Origin of the sequence: Rhodopila sp. (assembly GCF_035548095.1) — a bacterium.
GTDB lineage: Bacteria > Pseudomonadota > Alphaproteobacteria > Acetobacterales > Acetobacteraceae > Rhodopila.
Genome location: NZ_DASZUV010000008.1, coordinates 159,688 through 180,245 on the forward strand (window position 1 = coordinate 159,688; position 20,558 = coordinate 180,245).

At 66.9% G+C, this 20,558-nt stretch carries 13 protein-coding genes and 2 pseudogenes; 7 read left to right on the plus strand and 8 right to left on the minus strand.

Features of this window, described 5'->3' with window-relative positions; translation table 11 throughout:
• Nucleotides 1-21: 21 nt before the first annotated feature.
• The 5 genes from mctP to VHC04_RS08965 all read right to left on the minus strand — a co-directional run bounded on the left by mctP (nt 22) and on the right by VHC04_RS08965 (nt 5,702).
• Entirely contained in the window at nt 22-1,560 is a 1,539-nt protein-coding gene (mctP, locus tag VHC04_RS08945) for a monocarboxylate uptake permease MctP (RefSeq protein ID WP_325680201.1), read from the minus strand.
• Nucleotides 1,561-1,563: 3 nt separating this feature from the next.
• On the minus strand, nt 1,564-1,776 hold the full coding sequence (locus tag VHC04_RS08950; protein WP_325680203.1) for a DUF3311 domain-containing protein: 213 nt from the start codon (nt 1,774-1,776) through the stop codon (nt 1,564-1,566).
• Between the two features lie 421 nt (nt 1,777-2,197).
• A complete protein-coding gene (locus tag VHC04_RS08955) occupies nt 2,198-3,682 on the minus strand; it encodes an aldehyde dehydrogenase family protein (RefSeq protein ID WP_325680205.1) in 1,485 nt (494 codons plus the stop codon).
• A gap of 81 nt (nt 3,683-3,763) precedes the next feature.
• A complete protein-coding gene (locus VHC04_RS08960; RefSeq protein ID WP_325680207.1) occupies nt 3,764-4,219 on the minus strand; it encodes an SAM-dependent methyltransferase in 456 nt (151 codons plus the stop codon).
• A gap of 67 nt (nt 4,220-4,286) precedes the next feature.
• A complete protein-coding gene (locus tag VHC04_RS08965; RefSeq protein ID WP_325680209.1) occupies nt 4,287-5,702 on the minus strand; it encodes an MFS transporter in 1,416 nt (471 codons plus the stop codon).
• A 135-nt stretch (nt 5,703-5,837) separates the two neighbouring features.
• Between VHC04_RS08965 and VHC04_RS23130 the strand changes: the two are divergent.
• Together VHC04_RS23130 and VHC04_RS08970 are read left to right on the plus strand one after the other, a co-directional pair.
• Nucleotides 5,838-6,263: pseudogene (locus VHC04_RS23130) on the plus strand (CoA-binding protein); the annotation flags it as partial.
• 90 nt (nt 6,264-6,353) lie between these two features.
• On the plus strand, nt 6,354-7,640 hold the full coding sequence (locus tag VHC04_RS08970; RefSeq protein WP_413789070.1) for an O-acetylhomoserine aminocarboxypropyltransferase: 1,287 nt from the start codon (nt 6,354-6,356) through the stop codon (nt 7,638-7,640).
• Nucleotides 7,641-7,833: 193 nt separating this feature from the next.
• Here the strand turns inward: VHC04_RS08970 and rfaE2 are convergent, their stop codons facing one another.
• Together rfaE2 and VHC04_RS23140 are read right to left on the minus strand one after the other, a co-directional pair.
• Nucleotides 7,834-8,247: a D-glycero-beta-D-manno-heptose 1-phosphate adenylyltransferase gene (rfaE2, locus tag VHC04_RS23135; RefSeq protein ID WP_413789071.1), complete on the minus strand. Its 414-nt coding sequence runs from the start codon at nt 8,245-8,247 to the stop codon at nt 7,834-7,836.
• Between the two features lie 129 nt (nt 8,248-8,376).
• Nucleotides 8,377-9,357 (minus strand): annotated as a pseudogene (locus VHC04_RS23140) (bifunctional heptose 7-phosphate kinase/heptose 1-phosphate adenyltransferase); the annotation flags it as partial.
• Between the two features lie 165 nt (nt 9,358-9,522).
• Here VHC04_RS23140 and VHC04_RS08980 point away from each other — a divergent pair.
• The 5 genes from VHC04_RS08980 to VHC04_RS09000 all read left to right on the plus strand — a co-directional run bounded on the left by VHC04_RS08980 (nt 9,523) and on the right by VHC04_RS09000 (nt 18,616).
• On the plus strand, nt 9,523-9,918 hold the full coding sequence (locus tag VHC04_RS08980; protein ID WP_325680216.1) for a hypothetical protein: 396 nt from the start codon (nt 9,523-9,525) through the stop codon (nt 9,916-9,918).
• A 197-nt stretch (nt 9,919-10,115) separates the two neighbouring features.
• Nucleotides 10,116-14,804 carry a glycosyltransferase family 9 protein gene (locus tag VHC04_RS08985; protein WP_325680218.1) on the plus strand — a complete coding sequence of 1,563 codons (4,689 nt, stop codon included), beginning with the start codon at nt 10,116-10,118 and terminating at the stop codon, nt 14,802-14,804.
• Nucleotides 14,801-15,583: a 3'(2'),5'-bisphosphate nucleotidase CysQ gene (gene cysQ / locus VHC04_RS08990; RefSeq protein ID WP_325680220.1), complete on the plus strand. Its 783-nt coding sequence runs from the start codon at nt 14,801-14,803 to the stop codon at nt 15,581-15,583. Before VHC04_RS08985 ends, cysQ begins: the two co-directional genes overlap by 4 nt.
• A 114-nt stretch (nt 15,584-15,697) precedes the next feature.
• Nucleotides 15,698-17,362 carry a thiamine pyrophosphate-binding protein gene (locus tag VHC04_RS08995; protein ID WP_325680222.1) on the plus strand — a complete coding sequence of 555 codons (1,665 nt, stop codon included), beginning with the start codon at nt 15,698-15,700 and terminating at the stop codon, nt 17,360-17,362.
• 9 nt (nt 17,363-17,371) lie between these two features.
• Nucleotides 17,372-18,616, plus strand: coding sequence for a NupC/NupG family nucleoside CNT transporter (locus VHC04_RS09000; RefSeq protein WP_325680224.1), 1,245 nt, complete (start codon nt 17,372-17,374; stop codon nt 18,614-18,616).
• 111 nt (nt 18,617-18,727) lie between these two features.
• Here the strand turns inward: VHC04_RS09000 and VHC04_RS09005 are convergent, their stop codons facing one another.
• Nucleotides 18,728-20,353, minus strand: a complete 1,626-nt coding sequence (locus tag VHC04_RS09005) for a phosphoenolpyruvate carboxykinase (protein ID WP_325680226.1) — start codon at nt 20,351-20,353, stop codon at nt 18,728-18,730.
• Nucleotides 20,354-20,558: the final 205 nt, after the last annotated feature.

A 20,558-nucleotide genomic window follows, 5' to 3' on the forward strand; every position in this document is an offset into this window, starting at 1 on the left:
ATCGCCGATCGCCGATCCCGATCAGTAATAATCCACCGCGGCGGTGATGTCGCGGGGCTGGCCGGAGCCGATGGTATTGAACAGCGGCGACAGGACGATGGACACGACCAGGTTCGCCGCCACCGCGATCAGCGCGATATAGCAGGGGAAAGTCAGCCCCGGCAGCTGCAGCGGGTAGACCGGCGCCCAGTTGTTGATGATCACCAGCCAGGTGCCCAGTCCGAAGCCGCACAGCCAGCCCAGGAACAGCGCCCACCCGTTCAGGAACCGCGTATAGAGCCCCAGCATCACAGACGGCGCGGTCTGGATGATCCACACGCCACCCAGCAGTTGCAACCACAGCGCGTATTGCAGCGGCAGGAAGAAGATGAAGGCCAGCGCGCCGGCCTTGATCACCAGCGACACGATCTTCGCGACCTGGCTTTCCTCGGCCGGGCTGCAGGCCGGATGGATGAACTCCCGATAGATGTTCCGCGTGCAGGTATTCGCGGTCGCGATCGACATGATCGCCGCCGGCACCAGCGCACCGATGGCGATGGCCGAGAACGCGACGCCGACGAACCAGGACGGAAACATCGCCATGAACAGCGCCGGCACCGAGAAGTTGGCCTTGAACTCATCGAAGCCCGGCTTGAACTCCGGCATCTTGGCCACGCCGATCGCGATGGCCATGAAACCCATCAGCGCCAGCAGGCCCAGCAGCAGCGAATACGCCGGCAGGATGGCGGCATTCCGGCGCACGACGCGCGCGCTGGAGGAACTCAGGATGCCGGTGATCGAGTGCGGATACAGGAACAGCGCGAAGGCCGATCCCAGTGCCAGGGTCGCATAGGCGCTGTAGGTGCCGGTGGTGCCGTCCACGGGGGATTTCAGCAGCAGCTTCTCGGGAGGGATGGCGCTGAAGACGTGGCCATAGCCGCCCAGCTTCATTGGCACCGCGATCACCGCCGCCAGCACGGTCAGATAGATCAGCAGGTCCTTCACCACGGCAATCATTGCCGGCGCCCGCAAGCCGGACGTGTAGGTGAAGGCGGCCAGGATCACGAAGGCGATGATCAGCGGCAGATCGCCGATGAGTCCGTTCGTCTCGACGCCCATGGCGCCGATCACGACCTCGATGCCGACCAATTGCAGCGCGATGTAGGGCATGGTGGCCAGGATGCCGGTGAAGGCCACGGCCAGGGCCAGCCAGCGATTGCCGAAGCGGCCGCGCACGAAGTCGGCCGAGGTGACGAAGCCGTGCTTGTGCGCCACCGACCATAACCGTGGGAAGATGATGTACAGGATCGGGTAGATCATGATCGTGTACGGCACGGCGAAGAAGCCAAGCGCGCCGGCACCGAACACCAGGGCGGGGACGGCGATGAAGGTATAGGCGGTGTAAAGATCGCCGCCGATCAGGAACCAGGCGACCATGGTGCCGAAGCGGCGTCCGCCCAGGCCCCATTCGTGCAGCAGGTCCAGGTCGCCCGCCCGCCACCGCGCCGCGATGAAGCCCAGCCAGGTGACGAAGACGAACAGGACGATGAAGACGATCAGTGCGGTCAGGTTCAGCGGCATCGCTCAGCGCTCCACCAGGTAGATGAACGCCACGATGCCTGCGCTCAGAATCACCCACAGGAGCTGGTACCAGTAGAAGAACGGAATGCCGGCCCATTCCGGTTCAAGCGTGTTGTAGGTCGAAACCCACAGCATCGCGATGAAGGGCAGCAGCAGTAGCAGCCGAGCCCAGATGACCGGGCGCATCGGCTTGTGATCGTCTTGCTTGCCGGACATGATTCCTCCGAATGGGCGAAGTTCCCACCGCAATAGGGGCTGCGTTACGAGCCGTTAAGGTCGCGGTTGCGGGTGGACGCGCAAAATTTCTGCCTGTCACCATCCGGTCACAGGCAGACGCACGAGGAATCATCATGGGTCGATGGCCGACCCGCCGCGGGTCCAGGCTGACATGTCAGCCTGCGGCTGCGAGCGCCTGGGCGGCCCTGGCTGCCGCCCAATCAGCGGCGGCGGCTAGCGGCAGGATCGTGCCGGGGCCGCCCAGGAACCGGTGCAGATCTTGCCGCCGCGACGGCCGCGGGCCGATCGGCACGACCGCGCCGGACAGCACGGCCGTCGCCATTTCCTGCCACAAGCCGCCCGCTTCGGCTTCCAGGCGCCGGCGCCGGGCCCGCCATGACGGGGAGACCCGTCCGCCGCCTCAGTCCGTCTTGATCCAGACCGACTTCACGTTGAGGTACTCGTCCAGGTGCTGGATGCCGGATTCGCGTCCATAGCCGCTCATTTTATAGCCGCCGAACGGCACCGCCGGATCCATCGCCTGGTAGCAATTGATCCACACCGATCCGGCCTTGATCGCGCGGGCCAGCTTGTGCGCCTTGCCGACGTCGCGGGTCCACACGCCGCTGCCCAGGCCGAACGTCGTGTTGTTGCCCCGAGCGATCACCTCCTCGATATCGGTGAAGGGAATGGCGGAAATCACCGGCCCGAAGATTTCCTCCTGCGCGATCCGCATGTCGTCGCGCACATCGGCGAACACGGTCGGCGGCACGAAATACCCCTTCGCCAGCGCGCCCTCGGTCAGCCGTTCCCCTCCCGACAGCGGGCGAGCACCTTCCTGGCGGCCGATGCTGAGATAGCCGGTGACACGGCTAAGCTGCTCCTGCGACACCAGCGGGCCAACCTGGGTTTCCGGATCGCGGCCGTCACCGACCCGCAGCGTCTTGCTGAAGTCGGCGACGCGACCGACGAACTCATCATAGATCTTCTTTTCCACGAACAGCCGCGTGCCGGCGCTGCAGATCTGGCCGGAATTGGCGAAGACCGCCATGCCCGCGCCAGGCACGGCCTGGGTCAGGTCGGCATCGGCGAATACGATGTCGGGCGACTTGCCGCCCAGCTCCAGCGACACGCGCTTGAGGTTCCCCGCCGAGGCGCGGACGATCGACTGGCCGGTGAAGTGGGACCCGGTGAAGGCGACCTTGTCGACATCCGGATGCGCCGCCAGCGCGGCGCCGGCGGTTTCGCCGAAACCCGGCACCACGTTCACCACCCCTGGTGGCACACCGGCCTCGACGCACAGCTCCGCCAGGCGGAGCGGTGTCAGCGGCGCTTCCTCGGCCGGCTTCAGCACGACCGTGCAGCCGGTGGCCAGCGCCGGGCCGATCTTCCAGATCGTCGCCGTCAGCGGGCCGTTCCACGGGATGATCGCGCCGACGACGCCGACCGGCTCCTTCAAGGTAAACGACACGATCTCGCCCGGCAGCGAGTTGTCGATCGTTTCGCCATGCAGTGCGGTTGCCATGCCGGCATAGAAGCGCAGCATGCCCACCGCGCGCTGGCGGTTGTTGCGGGTGCGGCTGATCGGCGCGCCCATGTCCAGCGTGTCCAGTGTCGCCAGCTCATCGATATGGGCTTCGACCAGGTCGGCCAGCTTCAGCAGGACGGCCTGGCGCTGCGCCGGCTTGAACTTGCTCCACGGCCCGGTGAAGGCGGCGCGGGCGGCGGCGACGGCGCGGTCGATATCCTCGGCATCGCCCTCGGCGACCTGGGCCAGGACTTCGCCGGTCGCCGGGTTGTGAGTCTCGAACGTCTTGCCGGAGGCGGCTTCCAGCCATTTGCCGCCGATGAACAGGCGTTTCGGCTTGCCGTCCAGGAACGGGTGCAGGTCGGTGATCGCGTTCACGCGGGTCTCCTCTCGTATCGTTGTGTTCGTCCAAACATAACGAACCCAGCGCCGGGAGTCCAATCGACGGTGTCCGAACGGCTATGGCGCCGAGGCTCGGCGGTGTGGTTTCACGTCGATCAGCGGGGTGCCGTCGATACAGTCCAGGCCGCGGACATGCAGCTGGTTACCATCGATTGCCAGCAACGCAACGACCGAGGAGGCGATAGGGTTGGGCCGTACCGGGGAGCGCAGGGCGAAGGTGCCCAGGACGCGTGCGCTGTGGCGTGGCGCCTGGACGGCCAGATCGCGGCGCGACTGGTGCATCCAGTACAGCACTTGCAGGTCCGCCTGCCCGTCCAGCCCCGTCAGGGCCGGCAGCCAGCGGGGATCGATGACGATCGTGCAGTCGGGTCCGCCCACCGCATCGCCGGCGCGCGGGCAGTCGCCGCGCCGCGCCCAGGGCGTGTGGATGCGGCCGATGAAGTAGACGCCGGCATCGGGGGCGGCGGGCAGCGGGACGGCGACCTCGCCGGGTCGCAGGGCATCATCGGTCATGGGATGCTTGTAGACCGCCCACGCCTCACCGCCCACGCCTCGCCGCCCACGCCTCACCGCGCCCATCTCACCCCGCCCGCCGAACCACCCCCAGCGGCCGCGCGGCGAGGCGGGAGAAGCTGACGATGCTGCCCGCGCCGGCGAAGAACGCGCCCAGCCCCAGCGCGAGCGACGGGCCATACGCCATCGACAGGCCGAAGCAGAACGCCACCAGCGCCGCCCCCGTGGCCTGGCCCACCAGCCGCGACGTGGCAACGATCCCGCTCGCGCCACCACTGCGCTCCGGCGGCGCGCTGCTCATGATCGCGCGGAGGTTGGGCGACTGGAAAAAGCCGAAACCGCAGCCGCAGACCATCATTCGCCAGACGATGCCGAAGGTGCCGGGATGACCGCCCAGCACCGCGATCAGCGCCAGTCCGACGCACAGCGTGGCCAGGCCGATGCCGCCCAGGATCGCCGGTGGAAACCGGTCCGACAGCGGGCCGGCGATCGGGGCCATGATGCCGGTCATCACCGGCCACGGCGTCAGCAACAGGCCCGTCTGCACCGCCGTCAGTCCCAGCCCGGTCTGGAAATAGAACGGCAGCGACACGAAAGCCAGACCCTGCGCCGCGAAGGAGCAGAACGCCGTCAGCGAGGACAGTGCGAACATCGGCCGCCGATACAGATCGACCGGCAGCATCGGCGCCGATAGCCCAAGCTGGCGACGGATCAGCAGGGAGCCGAACGCGCAGGCACCCCCCAGTACCGCCGCGGTGACGAGACGCTCTGCCCCGTGTGCCGCCTCGCCGATGCCGAAGATCAGCAGGCCGAACGTGGCGGCATTCAAGGCCGCGCTCGCCGCGTCGAACTTGTTGGCGTGGCGTGGCGTGTCCGGCAGCGCCCGCAGCGCCATGATGAAGGCAATGAGGCCCAGCGGGCCATTCACCGCGAACAACCATTGCCAGGATGCGACGGAGAGAATCCCCGCCGCGACGGACGGGCCGATGGCGGTGGACACCGCGACCACCATGGCATTGAAACCCACGCCACGTCCCAGCCGGTTGGACGGGTAGATGAAGCGGATCAGGGCGGTATTCACGCTCATGATGCCGGACGCGCCGAACCCCTGGACAATGCGGGCGACGGTCAGCGTCGACAGCGACCAGCTCATGGCGCAGGCCAGCGAGGACAGGGTGAACACCGCGACCCCCCAGACATAGATGCGGCGGTACCCCAGGATCTCACCCAGCGACGCGACCGGCAGCAGGGAGACCACCAGCGCCAGCTGATACGCATTCACCACCCATACCGAGGAAGCCGGCGAAGCATTCAGATCGGCGGCGATGGTGGGCAGGGCGGTATTGGCGATCGAGGTATCCAGCGACGACATGCCCACCGCGATGACCAGCGTGCCGACGGCCCAGAGCAGGCGCGCGCCGCGCAGCCCGTCCCGCGTCGGCACCGTGATCGTCCTCGGCGCAGCCTCCTGCCGCGCGCTCATGCCCGGTCATCCCCGCTGTCGCGGCGATTGCCACCGGACGGTCGCGGGTCCGGCCAGGCGAGCCGGGGACCGCCGCGGTTGCCAAGGGGAGAGTGCCGGGGATAGCTAACCCCTGCGTTTGGAAGGTTTCGACCCATGAGTGCTCTCGACCCTATTCCCTACAGCGACGCCAAGCTGCGCGGCATCCTTTCCAGCGTGCGGACCATCGCGCTGGTCGGCGCGTCGTCCAACTGGAATCGGCCCAGCTACTTCGTGATGAAGTACCTGCAGGGGAAAGGCTATCGCGTCATCCCGGTCAACCCCGGCCTGGCCGGGCAGGAGCTGCTGGGCGAACGGGTCTACGGTTCGTTACGCGATATCCCGGAACCGGTGGACATGGTGGAGGTATTCAGAGCCTCCAACACTGTCGGGCCGATCGCGGACGATGCGATCGCCATCGGCGCGCGGGTGCTGTGGATGCAGTTGGGGGTCCGTCATGACGAAGCCGCCGCGAAGGCCGAGGCGGCCGGGCTGGAGGTCGTGATGGACCGCTGCCCGAAGATCGAGTTCGGGCGGCTGGGTGGCGAGCTGTCCTGGAGCGGCGTCAATTCCGGTATCATCCGCAACCGTCCCGCCGATCCGCCGCGTCCCGCGCGCGGCAGGCCGCGCACATTGCCCCCTGCCAATACGACATATGGCTTCGAAACCAAGGCCGTCCATGCCGGCGCCCAGCCTGATCCCACCACGGGCGCCCGATCCACGCCGATCTACCAGACTACCGCCTATGTCTTTGAGGATGCCGACCATGCGGCATCGTTATTCAACCTGCACAATTTTGGATACATCTACAGCCGGCTGACCAACCCGACCGTTGCGGTCCTGGAAGAGCGTATCGCCAGCCTGGAAGGTGGCCGGGCCGCCGTGGCCGCGGCGTCGGGCCATGCGGCGCAGTTCCTGGTGTTCGCGACCTTGCTGGAGCCAGGCGACGAGTTTCTTGCCTCCCGCGCCCTGTACGGCGGCTCGCTGACGCAGTTCGGGCTGTCGTTCAAGAAGCTGGGCTGGACCTGCCATTTCGTCGACCCGCACGATCCGGATAATTTCCGCCGCGCGCTGACGCCGAAATGCAAGGCGATCTTCGTGGAAAGCCTGGCCAATCCCGGTGGTATCGTCGTCGACCTGGAAGCCATCGCCCGCGTCGCGCACGAAGCCGGCCTGCCGCTGATCGTCGACAACACGCTGGCCACGCCGTTCCTGTCCCGGCCGATCGAGTTCGGCGCCGACCTGGTCACCCACTCGACAACGAAATTCCTCGCCGGCCACGGCAATTCCATGGGCGGCATGGTGGTGGAGTCCGGGAAGTTCGATTGGACCCAGGGCGGCAAGTTCCCGTCGATGACAGAGCCCGAACCTGCCTATCACGGTCTGAAATTCTATGAGAATTTCGGCGATTTCGCCTTCACCACCAAGGCACGCGCGGTGGCTCTGCGCGACTATGGCCCGACCATGGCACCGATGAATGCGTTCCTGACCATCACGGGTATCGAAACATTGCACGTGCGGATGGAACGCCACTGCGCCAACGCCCAGGCGGTAGCCGAGTTCCTGTCATGCGATCCGCGCGTCGCCTGGGTGTCCTACGCCGGTCTGGACAAGAGTCCCTATAATGGCCTGGCCCGCAAATACATGCCGAAAGGCGCCGGCGCGGTGTTCACCTTTGGCGTCCGGGGCGGCTATGAGGCTGGCCTGAAACTGGTGGAAAACGTCCGGCTGTTCAGCCACCTGGCCAATATCGGCGATACCCGCAGCCTGATCCTGCACCCCGCCTCCACCACGCACCGCCAGCTCACGGATGAGCAACGTCTGGCGGCCGGCGCCGGTCCGGATGTCATCCGCCTGTCGATCGGGCTGGAGACGGCGTCGGACCTGATCGCGGATCTCGACCAGGCGCTTGGGGGGTGAGGAAGCCGGGAGGCGCTGCCCGATAAACCGGTTCCAAGGGCGTCCCGCCCTCGGAGCGCGGTCGCCTGAAGCCGGCGGTCAGACGGCGTGAAGCGCGCTGTTGAAGCAAGGCGTTGATGAAGCGTGACAGGGTCAGTCCGACTCTGTCCCGCTTCATCGCGGTCCGGGAGCGGCGCCCCTGGCCTTCCTTCCCTCAAGCCGCCGGTGCGGTCATACGCCGGATCGTGCCCGTCGTGCTGTGGCCCTCGCGCAGCGTCACCAGCAGGACGTGGCCGCCCCAGCCTTGGATGAGGTCGGCGCCCACCACCTGGTCGACCGTATAGTCCGACCCCTTCACCAGCACGTCCGGACGCAGCAGGCGGATCAGCTCCAGGGGCGTGTCTTCATCGAACAGGGTCACCAGGTCGACGGGCGCCATGGAAGCCATGACGGTGGCGCGCGCCATTTCATTCTGCAGCGGCCGCGTCGGACCTTTCAGGCGCTTGACCGAGGCGTCGGTATTGAGTGCCACGATCAGCCGGTCGCAGCCGGCGCGAGCCTCGGACAGCAGGCGGACATGGCCGGGATGGATCAGGTCGAAGCATCCATTGGCGAAGCCGACCTTCAGGCCTCGGCGTTTCCAGTCCGCAACCTTCTTCGCCGCCGCCTCGCGTCCCACCACTTTGCGGTCGGTGGCGACCAGGTCGTCCAGGTGCAGCGTGTCCAGCAGTTCCTCGGCGCTGACGGTGGCGGTGCCTTGCTTGCCCACCGAGATGCCGGCGGTGGCATTGGCCAGCATGGCCGCGTCGGGCAGGGAACCGCCGGCGCCCAGCGCGACCGACAGGGCCGCGACCAGCGTGTCACCGGCACCAGAAACATCCGCCACCTCCCGCGCGCGCGTCGGCAGGTGCAGGGCGGCCATCTCCCGCCGCACCAGGGTCAAACCTTTGGCGGAGCGGGTGACGAGCACCGCCTGGCCCTGGGTTTGTTCCAATGCGATGCGGCCGGCCCTGTCCGCCTCGGTGTCATGTTCGGCGTCGATCCGGGTTGCGGCGCGCACCTCCAGTTCGTTCGGCGTCACGATATCGGCGCCGCGATAGGCGGTGAAATCCGGCCGCTTCGGATCGGCGATCAGCAGCCTGTCGCCGCGATCCAGGGCGAGGATCGTGTCCAGCACGCCGTCGCACAGCACGCCCTTCGCGTAGTCGGACAGGACGATCACATGTGCGTCAGCCAGATGGCGGCGCACGGCATCCAGCACCGCGGCACAGCCGGCCGTCGTCAGGGGCGCCGTGGTCTCCTCATCCAGCCGCAACAGCTGGTGGGATCCGCTCATGAACCGCGTTTTCGCGGTGGTCGGCCGGCCGGCGATGCGGACGATGGCGGAGCTGACACCCAGCGTCGTGCTGACCAGCGTTTCCACCTGCTGGCCGGCGGCGTCCTCACCGACCACGCCGACCAGGATGGCCTGGCCGCCCAGCGTGGCGATGTTCAGGGCGACATTGGCCGCCCCGCCCAGGGTGCACCGGTCGGCGGTCGGACGCAGCACGGGGATGGGGGCTTCCGGCGACAGGCGGCTGACCGCCCCTGATACATAGCGGTCCAGGATGATGTCGCCGATCACCAGGATTCGAGCCTGGGGGAAGCGGCGGACGATGTCGGCCAGTTCGATATCAGTCGGCAGGTCGGATCGGGGCGCCGCCTGCTGTGAAAGCGTCACCTGCTGTGAAAGAGGCATGTGGAATCATCCGGATTGGCAAAAGCGGGCACCGGCCGTCATTAGCAGGACACGACCCATGCTGCACCTGCAAAAAAACGCGGCGCGACGGTTCCCATCTTCATGCGAACTCGGTATCAATGGCAGGCCTGTGCGTGGCAACAAACCGACACTCAGGGGTCTATAGTGAAATACCTTCCACCATTCGAATTAATTAGACGCTCTATTGAAATTGCTACCGTTCGTGGTGAACTTCGCGTCAACATCGCTTACGAAGACTTTGTGAAACTTCTGCGGCAAATGATCGCGGGGATCGAGGTCGACGAGGCATGGTATCTGCAGACCTATGAGGACATCGCCGGCGCGATCAAGGAGGGGGCCGTCCAGTCGGCGAAACAGCATTTCATCGATGACGGTTATTTCGAAGGGCGCCGGCCATTCCCGATCAAGGTGGATGAGCGGTGGTATCTGGCCCAGAATCCGGACGTCGCCGACAGCATCGGGCGCGGTGACATCGGATCGGCGCAGGAGCATTTCGACAAGGACGGCTACCGCGAAGGGCGGCTGCCGTTTGGCATGTAGTCTCTTCGCCCTTCGCCCGGCATGCGGGATGACCGTGGGCGCGGGACGCGAACGGTCCATGTCCCGTGTGCCGGCGGCCAGGGAAGCGGGTCGGGAAGCGGGTCGGCACGTGGCCGCTTGTGCCGGCCCAGGGAGCGGTCCGGGAGAGATCGTTGGCTGACGCGTCTTTGACGCCCCGGCCGGGGCAGGAGTCGACCGTGCCTGACGCTCATGAGGAAAACGAAGACGCGACCGGCCGTATCGCGGCGGATGCTGGCCGGCGGCGACGCGGCGCGAATACGGCGAAACCCCGCATCACCCAGGCTGACGCTGGTGCCAAGGTTGATGGCGGCGCCGACGTGGCCAATGCCGGTACGTCGCCGTTTCAATCCTCCGCCCGGCGCCGCGGCAGCCCCCTCCGCCTGCCGCACCTGGAGATTTTCCCAAACGCCATCGGCGGCCCGTCATATGATCGTTACGATGTCACCGTGCACGGGCGGGTGGCGAGCCGGGCGCCGATGGAAATCATCTGGCTGGAGCATGACGGCCTGACAGTGTCTGCCACCGAATATGCGCCGGACGATCATGGTACGCCGGCGGAAACGCCGGATGGCGAGACAGTCTGTCTCTACAGCTTCCAGTTCAACATCGCGCAACCGCTGGTCTCCCTGCCGGGTGAATGGGTCTTCGAGCTGATCGCGCGCGATCGCGCCGGCGACACTGCCAAGGCACCCTTGCGGCTGGCGCTGGAGTCTGGCTCCGATCAGCCCGTCGTCATGCTCAAGGCACCGCCGGCACCCGCACCGCAGGTGGACCGCGGTGCGCCGCCCGGCATGCTGCGGCTGGAGGTGGCGTCCATCGATCGCCAGGGCATGCTGCTGGTCGGTGGCTGGGCGGTCGCGATGGCGCACGTCAACGCCGTGCAGATCAGCCTGGTGTCCCACCAGGGCATCCGCCCGGTCGGCGATGCCAAGCTCGGCTGGCAGCGGCAGGATGTCGCGGGGGCCTTCCCATCCTATCCGGACAATCTGGAATCGGGCTTCACGCTGCTGATCCAGCTCGACCCGCGCGATCAGGTCGCGGCGGCGGTGCAGGCCAGGCTGGTGTGCGGCAACGGCTTTGCCATCGATGCGATCATCCCGATCGAGCGGATCGGCGCCTGGACGGATACCCCCCTGGGCGGCCTGCTGGCCCATGAGCGACGCAAGTCGGAGCCGGGAGCAGCGCCACAATCCAGCGCCGTCCCCGTCGTGCCGGCGGTGTTCCGCATGTTCTGCGATGAGGCCGTCCTGGGTCATGACGGATCGGTATCGGTGAACGGCTGGGCGGTCTGCGATCGCGGCGTCGCGCAGGTGCGCATCATGGTGGGCGACGACACGGTCGGGCTGGCGACGCTGGGCTATGAGCGGCCCGATGTCGGCGCGGCCTATGCCGAGGTGCCGTCGGCGGCCCTGTCCGGCTTCAAATTCAAGGGACGGCTGGACCGGCCGCTGGAAGGGGAGCATCGCGTCCGCGTGGTGGCGCGCGACACCCAGGGCCAGGAACGGGTCCAGGACGTCGCGGTCACCGTGGTCGCGCCCGCGGTGCCTCAGCCGCCGCCTGCCGCCACGCCACCGGCATCGCCCGAGCTGGATGCGGAATTCAAGTTCCAGCTGGACCTGCCGGTGGTGCAGGATGGCGTGGTGGCGGAGCCGATTACCGGCCGGCTGACCGTGGAAGGCTGGCTGCTGGCCCGCCATGGCGTCGCCAGCTTCATCGTCTACCTGGACGATCAGCGGCTCGGCGATGCGCATTACGGCCAGGCGCGGCACGATGTGGGCGCGGCCTTTCCCGACTGGCCCGATTCCGTGCGCAGCGGCTATGCGTTCCATTGCCCGCCGCGCAGCCTGCGTGATGGCGACCATACGGTCCGGCTGGAAATCATCGGCCAGACCGGTTTGAAGCTGGAACGGTCCTTCCGGGTCACCGTGGCCAGATCGGACGACAATATTGATACGATGTCGATCCGACGCAAGGTGGCGCGGCCGGAAACGGATCTGCTCGCGGGATTGCTGAACGCCCAGGGTTACCGCCCATCGTACCACCTGATCGTGCGCCAGAAGGGCAAGGCCGATCCCGCCGCGACGCGGGTGACGCTGCTGTCGCTCGCCGACCAGGTCTACGGGGACTGGACGGCCGCGATCCTGGCCGAGACGGCGGAGATCGCCACCGCCATCGAGGATCTGGTGGCGACGACGGTGCCCGAGCTGCGGCAGCGCTTCCAGATTCTCAGCCCGGCGGCCGGCGAGGTCTGGCAGGCGCCGTTGGCACAGTTGGCGGGTGAAACAAGCGGACGGCCGGTGCTGTATGGGCTGCTGAGTGCCGGGGACGAACTGGGCATCGACGCGCTGCTGCAATTCGCGGTCGCCGGCGCCATGAATCGCGGCGCGGACCTTCTGTATGCCGATGAGGTGCGGCTGAGCCCCGCGAGCCAGGAGCAGGAGCCGTTCTTCAAGCCGGACTATTCGCCCGACCTGCTGCTGTCGATGAACTATATCGGCCGGCCCTGGTTCGCCTCGGCCGCGCTGCTGGGCTCCACCGGCGGCACGGCGGCCAGCCTGGCGGTGGCGGGGGAATTCAACCTGCTGCTGCGCTGCGTGGACAAGGCGGCGGCGATCCACCATTTGCCATTACTGCTGTGCCAGCGGGGCATGGCCGCCACGGACGGGCCGGAGCTGGAGCAGGCCGCGCTGGAGTCGGCGATGGCGCGCGGCGGCACACCCAGCGAGGTGCGGCCCGGGGCGGTCGCTGGCACATGGCGAGTGCGGCGCACCCAGCCGGCCACCGGCAAGGTGTCGGTGATCATCCCGACCTGTGCCGCTCACGGCTATATCAAGACCTGCCTGACGACCTTCCGGGCGAACACCCGCTACAAGAACTATGAGCTGATCGTCATCGACAATATTCCTGCATCGCAATCGACCTGGAAGGAATGGATCGCGCAGAATGCCGACAAGGTCGTCGACATGCCCGACGCCTTCAACTGGTCCGTCTTCAACAACCGCGCCGCCGCGGTGGCGGATGGCGACTACCTGCTGTTTCTGAACGACGACATCGAGATCACGCAGGAAGACTGGCTGGATGTGCTGCTGGAGAACGCGCAGCGGCCGGAGGTCGGGCTGACCGGCCCGCGCCTGCTGTATCCCGATGGCAAGATCCAGCATGCCGGAATGTTCCTGGCCGAGAATGGAATCGGCCGCCATGCCTTCCGTTTCGCCGCGCCGGATGAGCCGGGATATTTCGGGCTCGCACAGGTCCAGCGCAATGTGATGGCCGTCACAGGCGCCTGCATGCTGGTTCGCCGCGACCTGTTCAACCGGCTCGGCGGTTTCGATGAGGAACACCAGATCGTCAACAACGACCTGGATTTCTGCCTGCGGGTCCATAAGGCCGGCCTGCTGACCGTCTACACGCCGCACGCGACATTGACGCATCACGAACTGGCCAGCCGGGCCGGCTTGAAGGACGTATTCAACAACGAGCAGTTCGATTCCGCCTGGCGCACGACATTTGCCTTGGGCGATCCGTATTTCAGCCCCCGCCTGTCGCGCCGCTCGGACGATGTCTGCCCCGACGAGGAGGCGGTGCAGTGGGTTACCCCCGGCGCCCCGCTGTTCCGCGTCGAGGATATTCGCCGCATCCTGGTGGTGAAGCTCGACCATATCGGCGACTTTGTCACCGCGCTGCCGGCGATTCGCCGCCTGAAGCAGAGCTTTCCCCGCGCGCGGATCACCGTGCTGGCTGGCCCGGCCTCAAAGGCGTTCGTCCCGCTGGAGCAGTCGATCGACGAATTCATTCCGTTCGCCTTCTTCCATGCCCGGTCCCAGCTGGGTGAGCGGGAGCTGACGAAGGAGGATTTTGAGGCACTTGCGGAACAGTTGCGACCGTACCGATTCGACCTGGCGATCGATCTGCGCAAGCACCCGTCGACCCGCGACGTGCTGAAATATACCGGCGCCCGGTTCCTCGCCGGCTATGATTACCAGGGACAGTTCCCCAACCTGGATATCGCACTGGATTGGGACGGCGACCGGCGGCTGCAGCGCAAGCGCAGCCATGTCATCGACGACCTGATTGCCCTGGTCGATGCGGTGCATCACGCCACCGAATCCGATCGCGTCCTGATGCAGCCGCAGCCTCAGCCGATCCCGTTGGCCGATCTGCCGGACGACGTGCGGGCGCTGTTCGACAAGCCGGTGGTGGCGATCCATCCGGGGGCCGGCAATGTCACCAAGCAGTGGCCGACCGCCTATTTCCTGGCACTGATCGAACTGCTGATCAGCCGGCACGGCGTCAACGTGCTGATGGTCGGCGGCCCCGACGAGGTAGAGGTCGTGGAGGAACTGCTGGCCGCGGCACGATACCCGAAGGCGATGGCCTCGATGGCCGGCAAGTCCCCGCTATCATCGTTGCCGGGACTGCTGCTGCGCTGTGCGGTCTATATCGGCAATGACAGCGGACCCAAGCACATTGCCGCGGCGGCCGGGGTGCCGACCATCGGGATTCATTCCGGCGTCGTCGATCCGGTGGAATGGGGTCCGCTGGGCACGCAGGCGATCGCCCTGCGCCGGAACATGACCTGTGCCCCGTGCTACCTGGCGAGCGCCGCGGACTGCACGCGCGGCCTGGCCTGCCTGCAGCACCTGGATGTGAACGAGGTCTATCGGGCCGCGTTGACCTTGCTGCAACCGGTGCTCGCGCTGCGCGGCGACGCGCCGCCGGCGACGGAACCGGTCCTGGCGCCGCCGAACGGCGACCAACCCGCTGCCGCTCGGGTGCCAGCGGGACCGCCAGCGGAACCATCAGCCGGGCCGCCAGCCAGACCGAAAGTGGCGAAACGCCGAGCACGGGGGAAACCAGCGCCATGACGCATGGTGGGAATGAAGGTGACCACGCGGTTCTGGCGCGTGCCGTCGATCTGGCGGAGCAGGCGGGTAAACTGATCATGACCATCCGCGACGGCGGCTTCGCGGTGCGGCGCAAAGCCGACGATTCGGTCGTGACAGAGGCCGATCAGGCCTCCGAATCACTGATCCTGGCCGGGCTGCGAGAGGCCTTCCCGGGTTGCGTGGTGGTCGCCGAGGAGGAGGTGGCGGCCGGGGCGGTCCCCGCCGCGGCGGCAGAGTTCTGGCTGGTCGATCCGTTGGACGGCACCAAGGAGTTCAGTTCCGGCGGTCGGGATTTCGCGGTGAATATCGGTCTGGTCCGCAACGGCTGCCCCGTGCTGGGCGCCGTGGGCGTGCCGGCCACCGGCGAGGTGTTCAGCGGTATCGTCGGTGTCGGAGCCTGGTTGAGAAAAGGGGCGGTGACCACGCCGATTCACGCACGCGTGCCGCCGCCCGAGGGGCTGACCGTCGTGTCCAGCCGCCATCATGGCGACCAGGCGCGTCTGGACGCCTACCTCGCCGGCCGGCCGGTGGCACGGTCGGTGAATTTCGGCTCCAGCCTGAAATTCTGCCGGCTCGCTCAGGGGGAAGCGGATTTGTACCCGCGTTTCGGCCGCACCATGGAGTGGGACACCTGTGCCCCGCAGGCGGTGCTGGAAGCCGCTGGCGGATCAGTGGAGACCATGGACGCGACACCGCTGCGCTACGGCAAGCCGGGCTGGGACAATCCGCACTTCGTCTGCTGGGGGCGGCGGGCCTGACCCGGCTGGTCGGCACGGATGGCTGGTTCCCATATCGGGTTTCACGCAACCGCCTCCGTTGACCTCTCTCCCGGCCTGATCCAGCTTGGCGCCCTTTGGGGGAGTCCGGACAGAATGGCCAATGACTATACCGTCGGCGATCTTGTCGCCGAGTTTCTGGCGGCATGCGGCGTCACCACCGTGTTCGGCATCGCATCCGTGCACAATATTCCGATGCTGGACGGAATCGGCCGGCGCAATGCCATTCGCTTCGTCATGACCCGCGGCGAGTTGGGCGGCGCCCACATGGCCGACGGCTATGCGCGCGTGGCGCAAAGCCTGGGCGTGATCATCTCCTCGACCGGGCCGGGCGCGGCCAACACGATCGGCGGCCTGATCGAAGCGCGGTTCGCCGGCTCGCCGGTGCTGCACATCACCGGCCAGACCGCGACCAAATTCGCCGATCGCGGCCTGGGCACCGTCCACGACGCCTATGACCAGCTCGGCATGATGGCCTCGGTCTGCAAGTCGGCCTATCGGATCAGGGCGGCGCACCACGCGCTGGGTGTGCTGACCCAGGCGGCGACCGAGGCGCTGACGCCGCCGATGGGGCCGGTCAGCGTGGAAGTGCCGATCGACGTCCAGCGGGTGAAGATCGAGCGTCCGGCGATGCTGGACAATTTCGTCCTGCCGCTGCCACCGCCGCGCACGCCCTCCGACAGCGAGCTGGATGAACTGGCCGAACGCGTGCTTGCCGCCAGGCGCCCGATGCTGTGGCTGGGCAATGGCGCCAAGGGCGCCGGCGGACCGGCGGCGAAGCTGCTGGATCTCGGCTTCGGCATGGTCAGCAGCTTCAACGGCCGCGGCACCGTGCCGGAGACGCACCCCCGCAACCTGGGCGGCCTGACTGGCACCGGGATGCCGATCATCACCGACTTCTACAAGACGGTGGATCTGTGCCTTGTCGTCGGCTGCCGCCTGCGCGGCCACGAAACGAACGACTTCAACGTGCAGCTGCCGGCGAACATCGTTCAGATCGACTCCGATCCGATGGCGAATGGCCGCACCTATCCGAACCAATATTTCGTCTGCGGCGATGCAAACGCCACCCTGGCGGGGCTGCTGCGGCGGATCGACGGCAAGCTGGGCATCGCGTCCGGCTATCCCAGGGAATTCGAGCAATTGAAGCGCGACGCGCAGGCTGCGTTCCTGGACACGCTGGGCGTCTACGGGTCGTTCCCGGCGCAACTCCGGAAAGTGATGCCCGAAGATGCGATCTGGGCGCGTGACGTGACCCAGAACAACACCACCTGGGGCAACCGCGTCTTTCCGCTGAATGCGCCGAACCAGAACGTCTATCCGGTCGGCGCCGGCATCGGGCAGGGGCTGTGCCTGGGCATCGGCGCCGCCGTGGCGGCCGGTGATCGCAAGACGGTCGTCATGACGGGCGATGGCGGCTTCTACCTGAATGTCGGGGAACTCTGGACGGCGGTCCAGGAGAACCTGAACATGGTGGTGGTGGTGATGAACGACCGCGGCTATGGCGTCATCAAGCGGATTCAGGATGCCACCGCCCAGGGCCGCCGCTATTATGCCGACCTGACCGGGCCGGAATTGTCGAAGCTCGCGGCGCTGTCGGACATCCCGTATTTCCGGGTCGAGCAGGCGGATGCCTTCGGTCCGACCGTTGCCAAGGCGATGGCGATCCACGGCCTGACGATCGTCGAGGTGGACATGACCAGGGTCGGTGAATTCCCGCCCTATTACCCGTTCAACCAGCTTCCGAAGCAGCCGGCCTGACGCGACCGGATGCCGCGCGCCGGGCTGGGCCTGATTGCCCTCTTGCTGCTCGCCTTCCTCTGCAGTGAGGACCGACGCCGCATTCCCTGGCGTACCGTGCTGTGCGGTGTCGGTCTGCAGCTGGGTTTCGCGCTGCTGCTGCTGCGCGTGCCCGGCGCGGACCGGATCATGATCGGCCTCAACGACGCGGCAAATGCGCTGCATGCGGCCACCTTGGCGGGCACGCAGTTCGTCTTCGGTTATCTGGGCGGCGGCGCGCCCGCGTTTGCCGAGACGCATCCCGGTGCCAGCTTCATCCTGGCGTTTCAGGCATTGCCGCTGGTGCTGACGATCAGCGCGCTGGCATCGCTGTTGTTTCACTGGGGCATCCTGCAGCACGTCACGGCCGGTTTCGCCTGGCTTCTCCGCCGCGTCATGGGCGTCGGCGGGGCGCTCGGCCTGGGCGCCGCCGTCCACATCTTCGTGGGCATGGTGGAAGCGCCGCTGCTTGTCCGGCCCTATCTGTTGCGAATGCAACGAGGCGAGCTGTTCGCGCTGATGACCTGCGGCATGGCTGGCGTCGCTGGCACGGTGATGGTCATATATGCCTCCTTCCTGGCGCCGCTGGTGCCGCATGCGCTGGGCCATATTCTGGCGGCCTCCGTCATCAGTACGCCGGCGGGGTTGGCGGTGGCGGCGCTGATGGTGCCGTTCGGGCCGTCGGGCCGTGATGAGGGACGGCTGGTGATCGAAGATCCGCCGGTGTCCGCTATCGATGCGCTGGTGAAAGGGACGCTGGACGGGATTCCGATCCTGGCTTCCATCGTCGCCGTGCTGATCGTCACCATCGCCGTCGTGGCGCTGGCCAACATGGCGCTGGGTCTGCTGCCGGCGGTGGGGGGCGAGGCGATCACGCTGGAGCGGATTTTCACGGTGCCGTTCCGGCCGGTGATGTGGCTGATCGGCGTGCCCTGGACGGAGACGGCGGCGGCGGCCGCCCTGATGGCGACCAAGACTGTGCTGAACGAATTCGTCGCCTACCTGCACTTCTCCTCGCTGCCGGCCGACGCATTCTCCCCGCGCACGCGGATCATCCTGACCTATGCGCTGTGCGGCTTCGCCAATTTCGGCAGTCTGGGGATCATGATCGGCGGGCTGGGGGCGATGGTGCCGTCGCGCAGGGCGGAGGTGGTGGCGCTGGGGCCGCGAACGATCCTGTCGGGCACGATCGCCACGTGCATGAGCGGCGCGGTGGCTGGGGCCTTGCTGGGATAGGGTGTGTCGGCGTGGTCCAACGACCCCATGAGTTGAAGGCGCGGTTCATACCCTCCGGCCGCCGGCCCCAGGCGGTCGTGCCCTGGCTGGCCGAAGGCGGAAGGCGCGCGCTCAGGCGGCGGCGCGTAACGCGGCGGCGCGCACATCGTCGCCCACCCCGGACTCGAAGCTGGCGAAATTGTCCTCGAACCGCTTGATCAGTTGCTGTGCCGTGCGGTCATAGGCGGCCTTGTCGGCCCAGGCCTGGCGCGGGTCCAGCACCTCATCGGGGATGCCGGGCACGTGGGCGGGGATGTTCAGGCCGAAGAACGGTTCCTTCCGGAATTCCATCCCGTTCAGCGACCCGTCCAGCGCCCGGGTCAGCAGCGCCCGCGTGTGCTTGATGCTCATGCGGCTGCCGGTGCCATACGCACCGCCGCTCCAGCCGGTATTGACCAGCCAGCAGGTGGCATTGTGGCGCTTCATCAGCTCCGCCAGCATCCGGCCATAGACCTCGGGGTGGCGCGGGATGAACGGATGGGCGAAGCAGGTGCTGAACACCGCCCTCGGCTCCTTGCCCAAGCCCTTTTCGGTGCCGGCGACCTGCGCGGTATAGCCGGACAGGAAGTGATACATCGCCTGGGCCGGGGTCAGCCGGGCGATCGGGGGCAGCACGCCGAAGGCGTCGCAGGTGAGCATGACGATGTTCTTCGGCTGCCCGCCGCGACCCGACAGCTCGACATTCGGGATGAACTCGACCGGGTAGCAGGACCGCGTGTTTTCGGTCAGCGTGGCATCCTTCAGGTCCAGCACGCCGTGTTCGTTGGCGACCACGTTTTCCAGCACGCATCCAAAACGGTTGGTCGCGGCCCAGATTTCGGGTTCGGCTTCCTGCGACAGGTTGATCACCTTGGCGTAGCAGCCGCCTTCCACGTTGAAGACCCCGTTCTCACCCCAGCCATGCTCATCGTCGCCGATCAGGCGGCGCTGCGGGTCGGAGGACAGCGTGGTCTTGCCGGTGCCGGACAGGCCGAAGAACAACGCCACGTCACCGCCCTTGCCGATATTGGCGGAGCAGTGCATCGGCATCACGCCCTTTGCCGGCAGCAGCCAGTTCATTACGGTGAAGATCGATTTCTTTACTTCGCCGGCGTACTCGGTGCCGGCGATGAGAATGAATTTCTGCTCGAACGACAGGGCGATGGTGGTGGAGGAGCGGACGCCGTCCACTTGCGGATCGGTGTGGAACAGCGGCGCGTGCAGGATGACATAGTCTGGCTCGAAACCCGCCAGATCCGCGGCCGGCGGGCGGATGAACATGTTGCGGGCGAACAGGGCGTTCCACGCCTGGGTGGTCACCAGCCGGACGCGTACGCGATGCGCCGGGTCGGCACCCGCGTACAGATCCTGCACGAACAGGTCCTGCCCCTGCAAATAGGCCTGAACCCGGCCCTTCAGCGCGTTGAAGCGCTCGACCGACAGCTTCTGGTTGATCTTGCCCCACCAGATATCCTTGGTGACCGACGGTTCATCGACGACGAACTTGTCCTGGACGGAACGGCCGGTATGCACACCGGTTTCCACCATCAACGCGCCATCCAGGGACAGGCGGCCTTCGCCGCGGCGGATGGCCTCGGTGACCAGGGCGGTGGTGGTCTGGTTGGCATGGACGGGGCGCGAGGCCTGGACGCCGGTGCCGCCGAGCGCGGCTTTGGCGCTGGTTTTCCAGTTGGCGTGAGACGCGTGCGAGTCGTTCAAGTTCGGTTTCCTGCCCTTAGCCAGAATAAACAATACGGGGCGTTCGCGGGCCTGCCCGTTTCCACGGCAGGCGCCGCGTGGCCCCTGGGATTGCTCAAATTCTAGGACCTGGACCGGTCCGCGTCCACCTGTTTGGGGAGTGGTTCGAACCGGAAGCCGGGGCGCTTGCCATCGGTCGGGGGCCGGCGCATAGCCGCCGGATCGA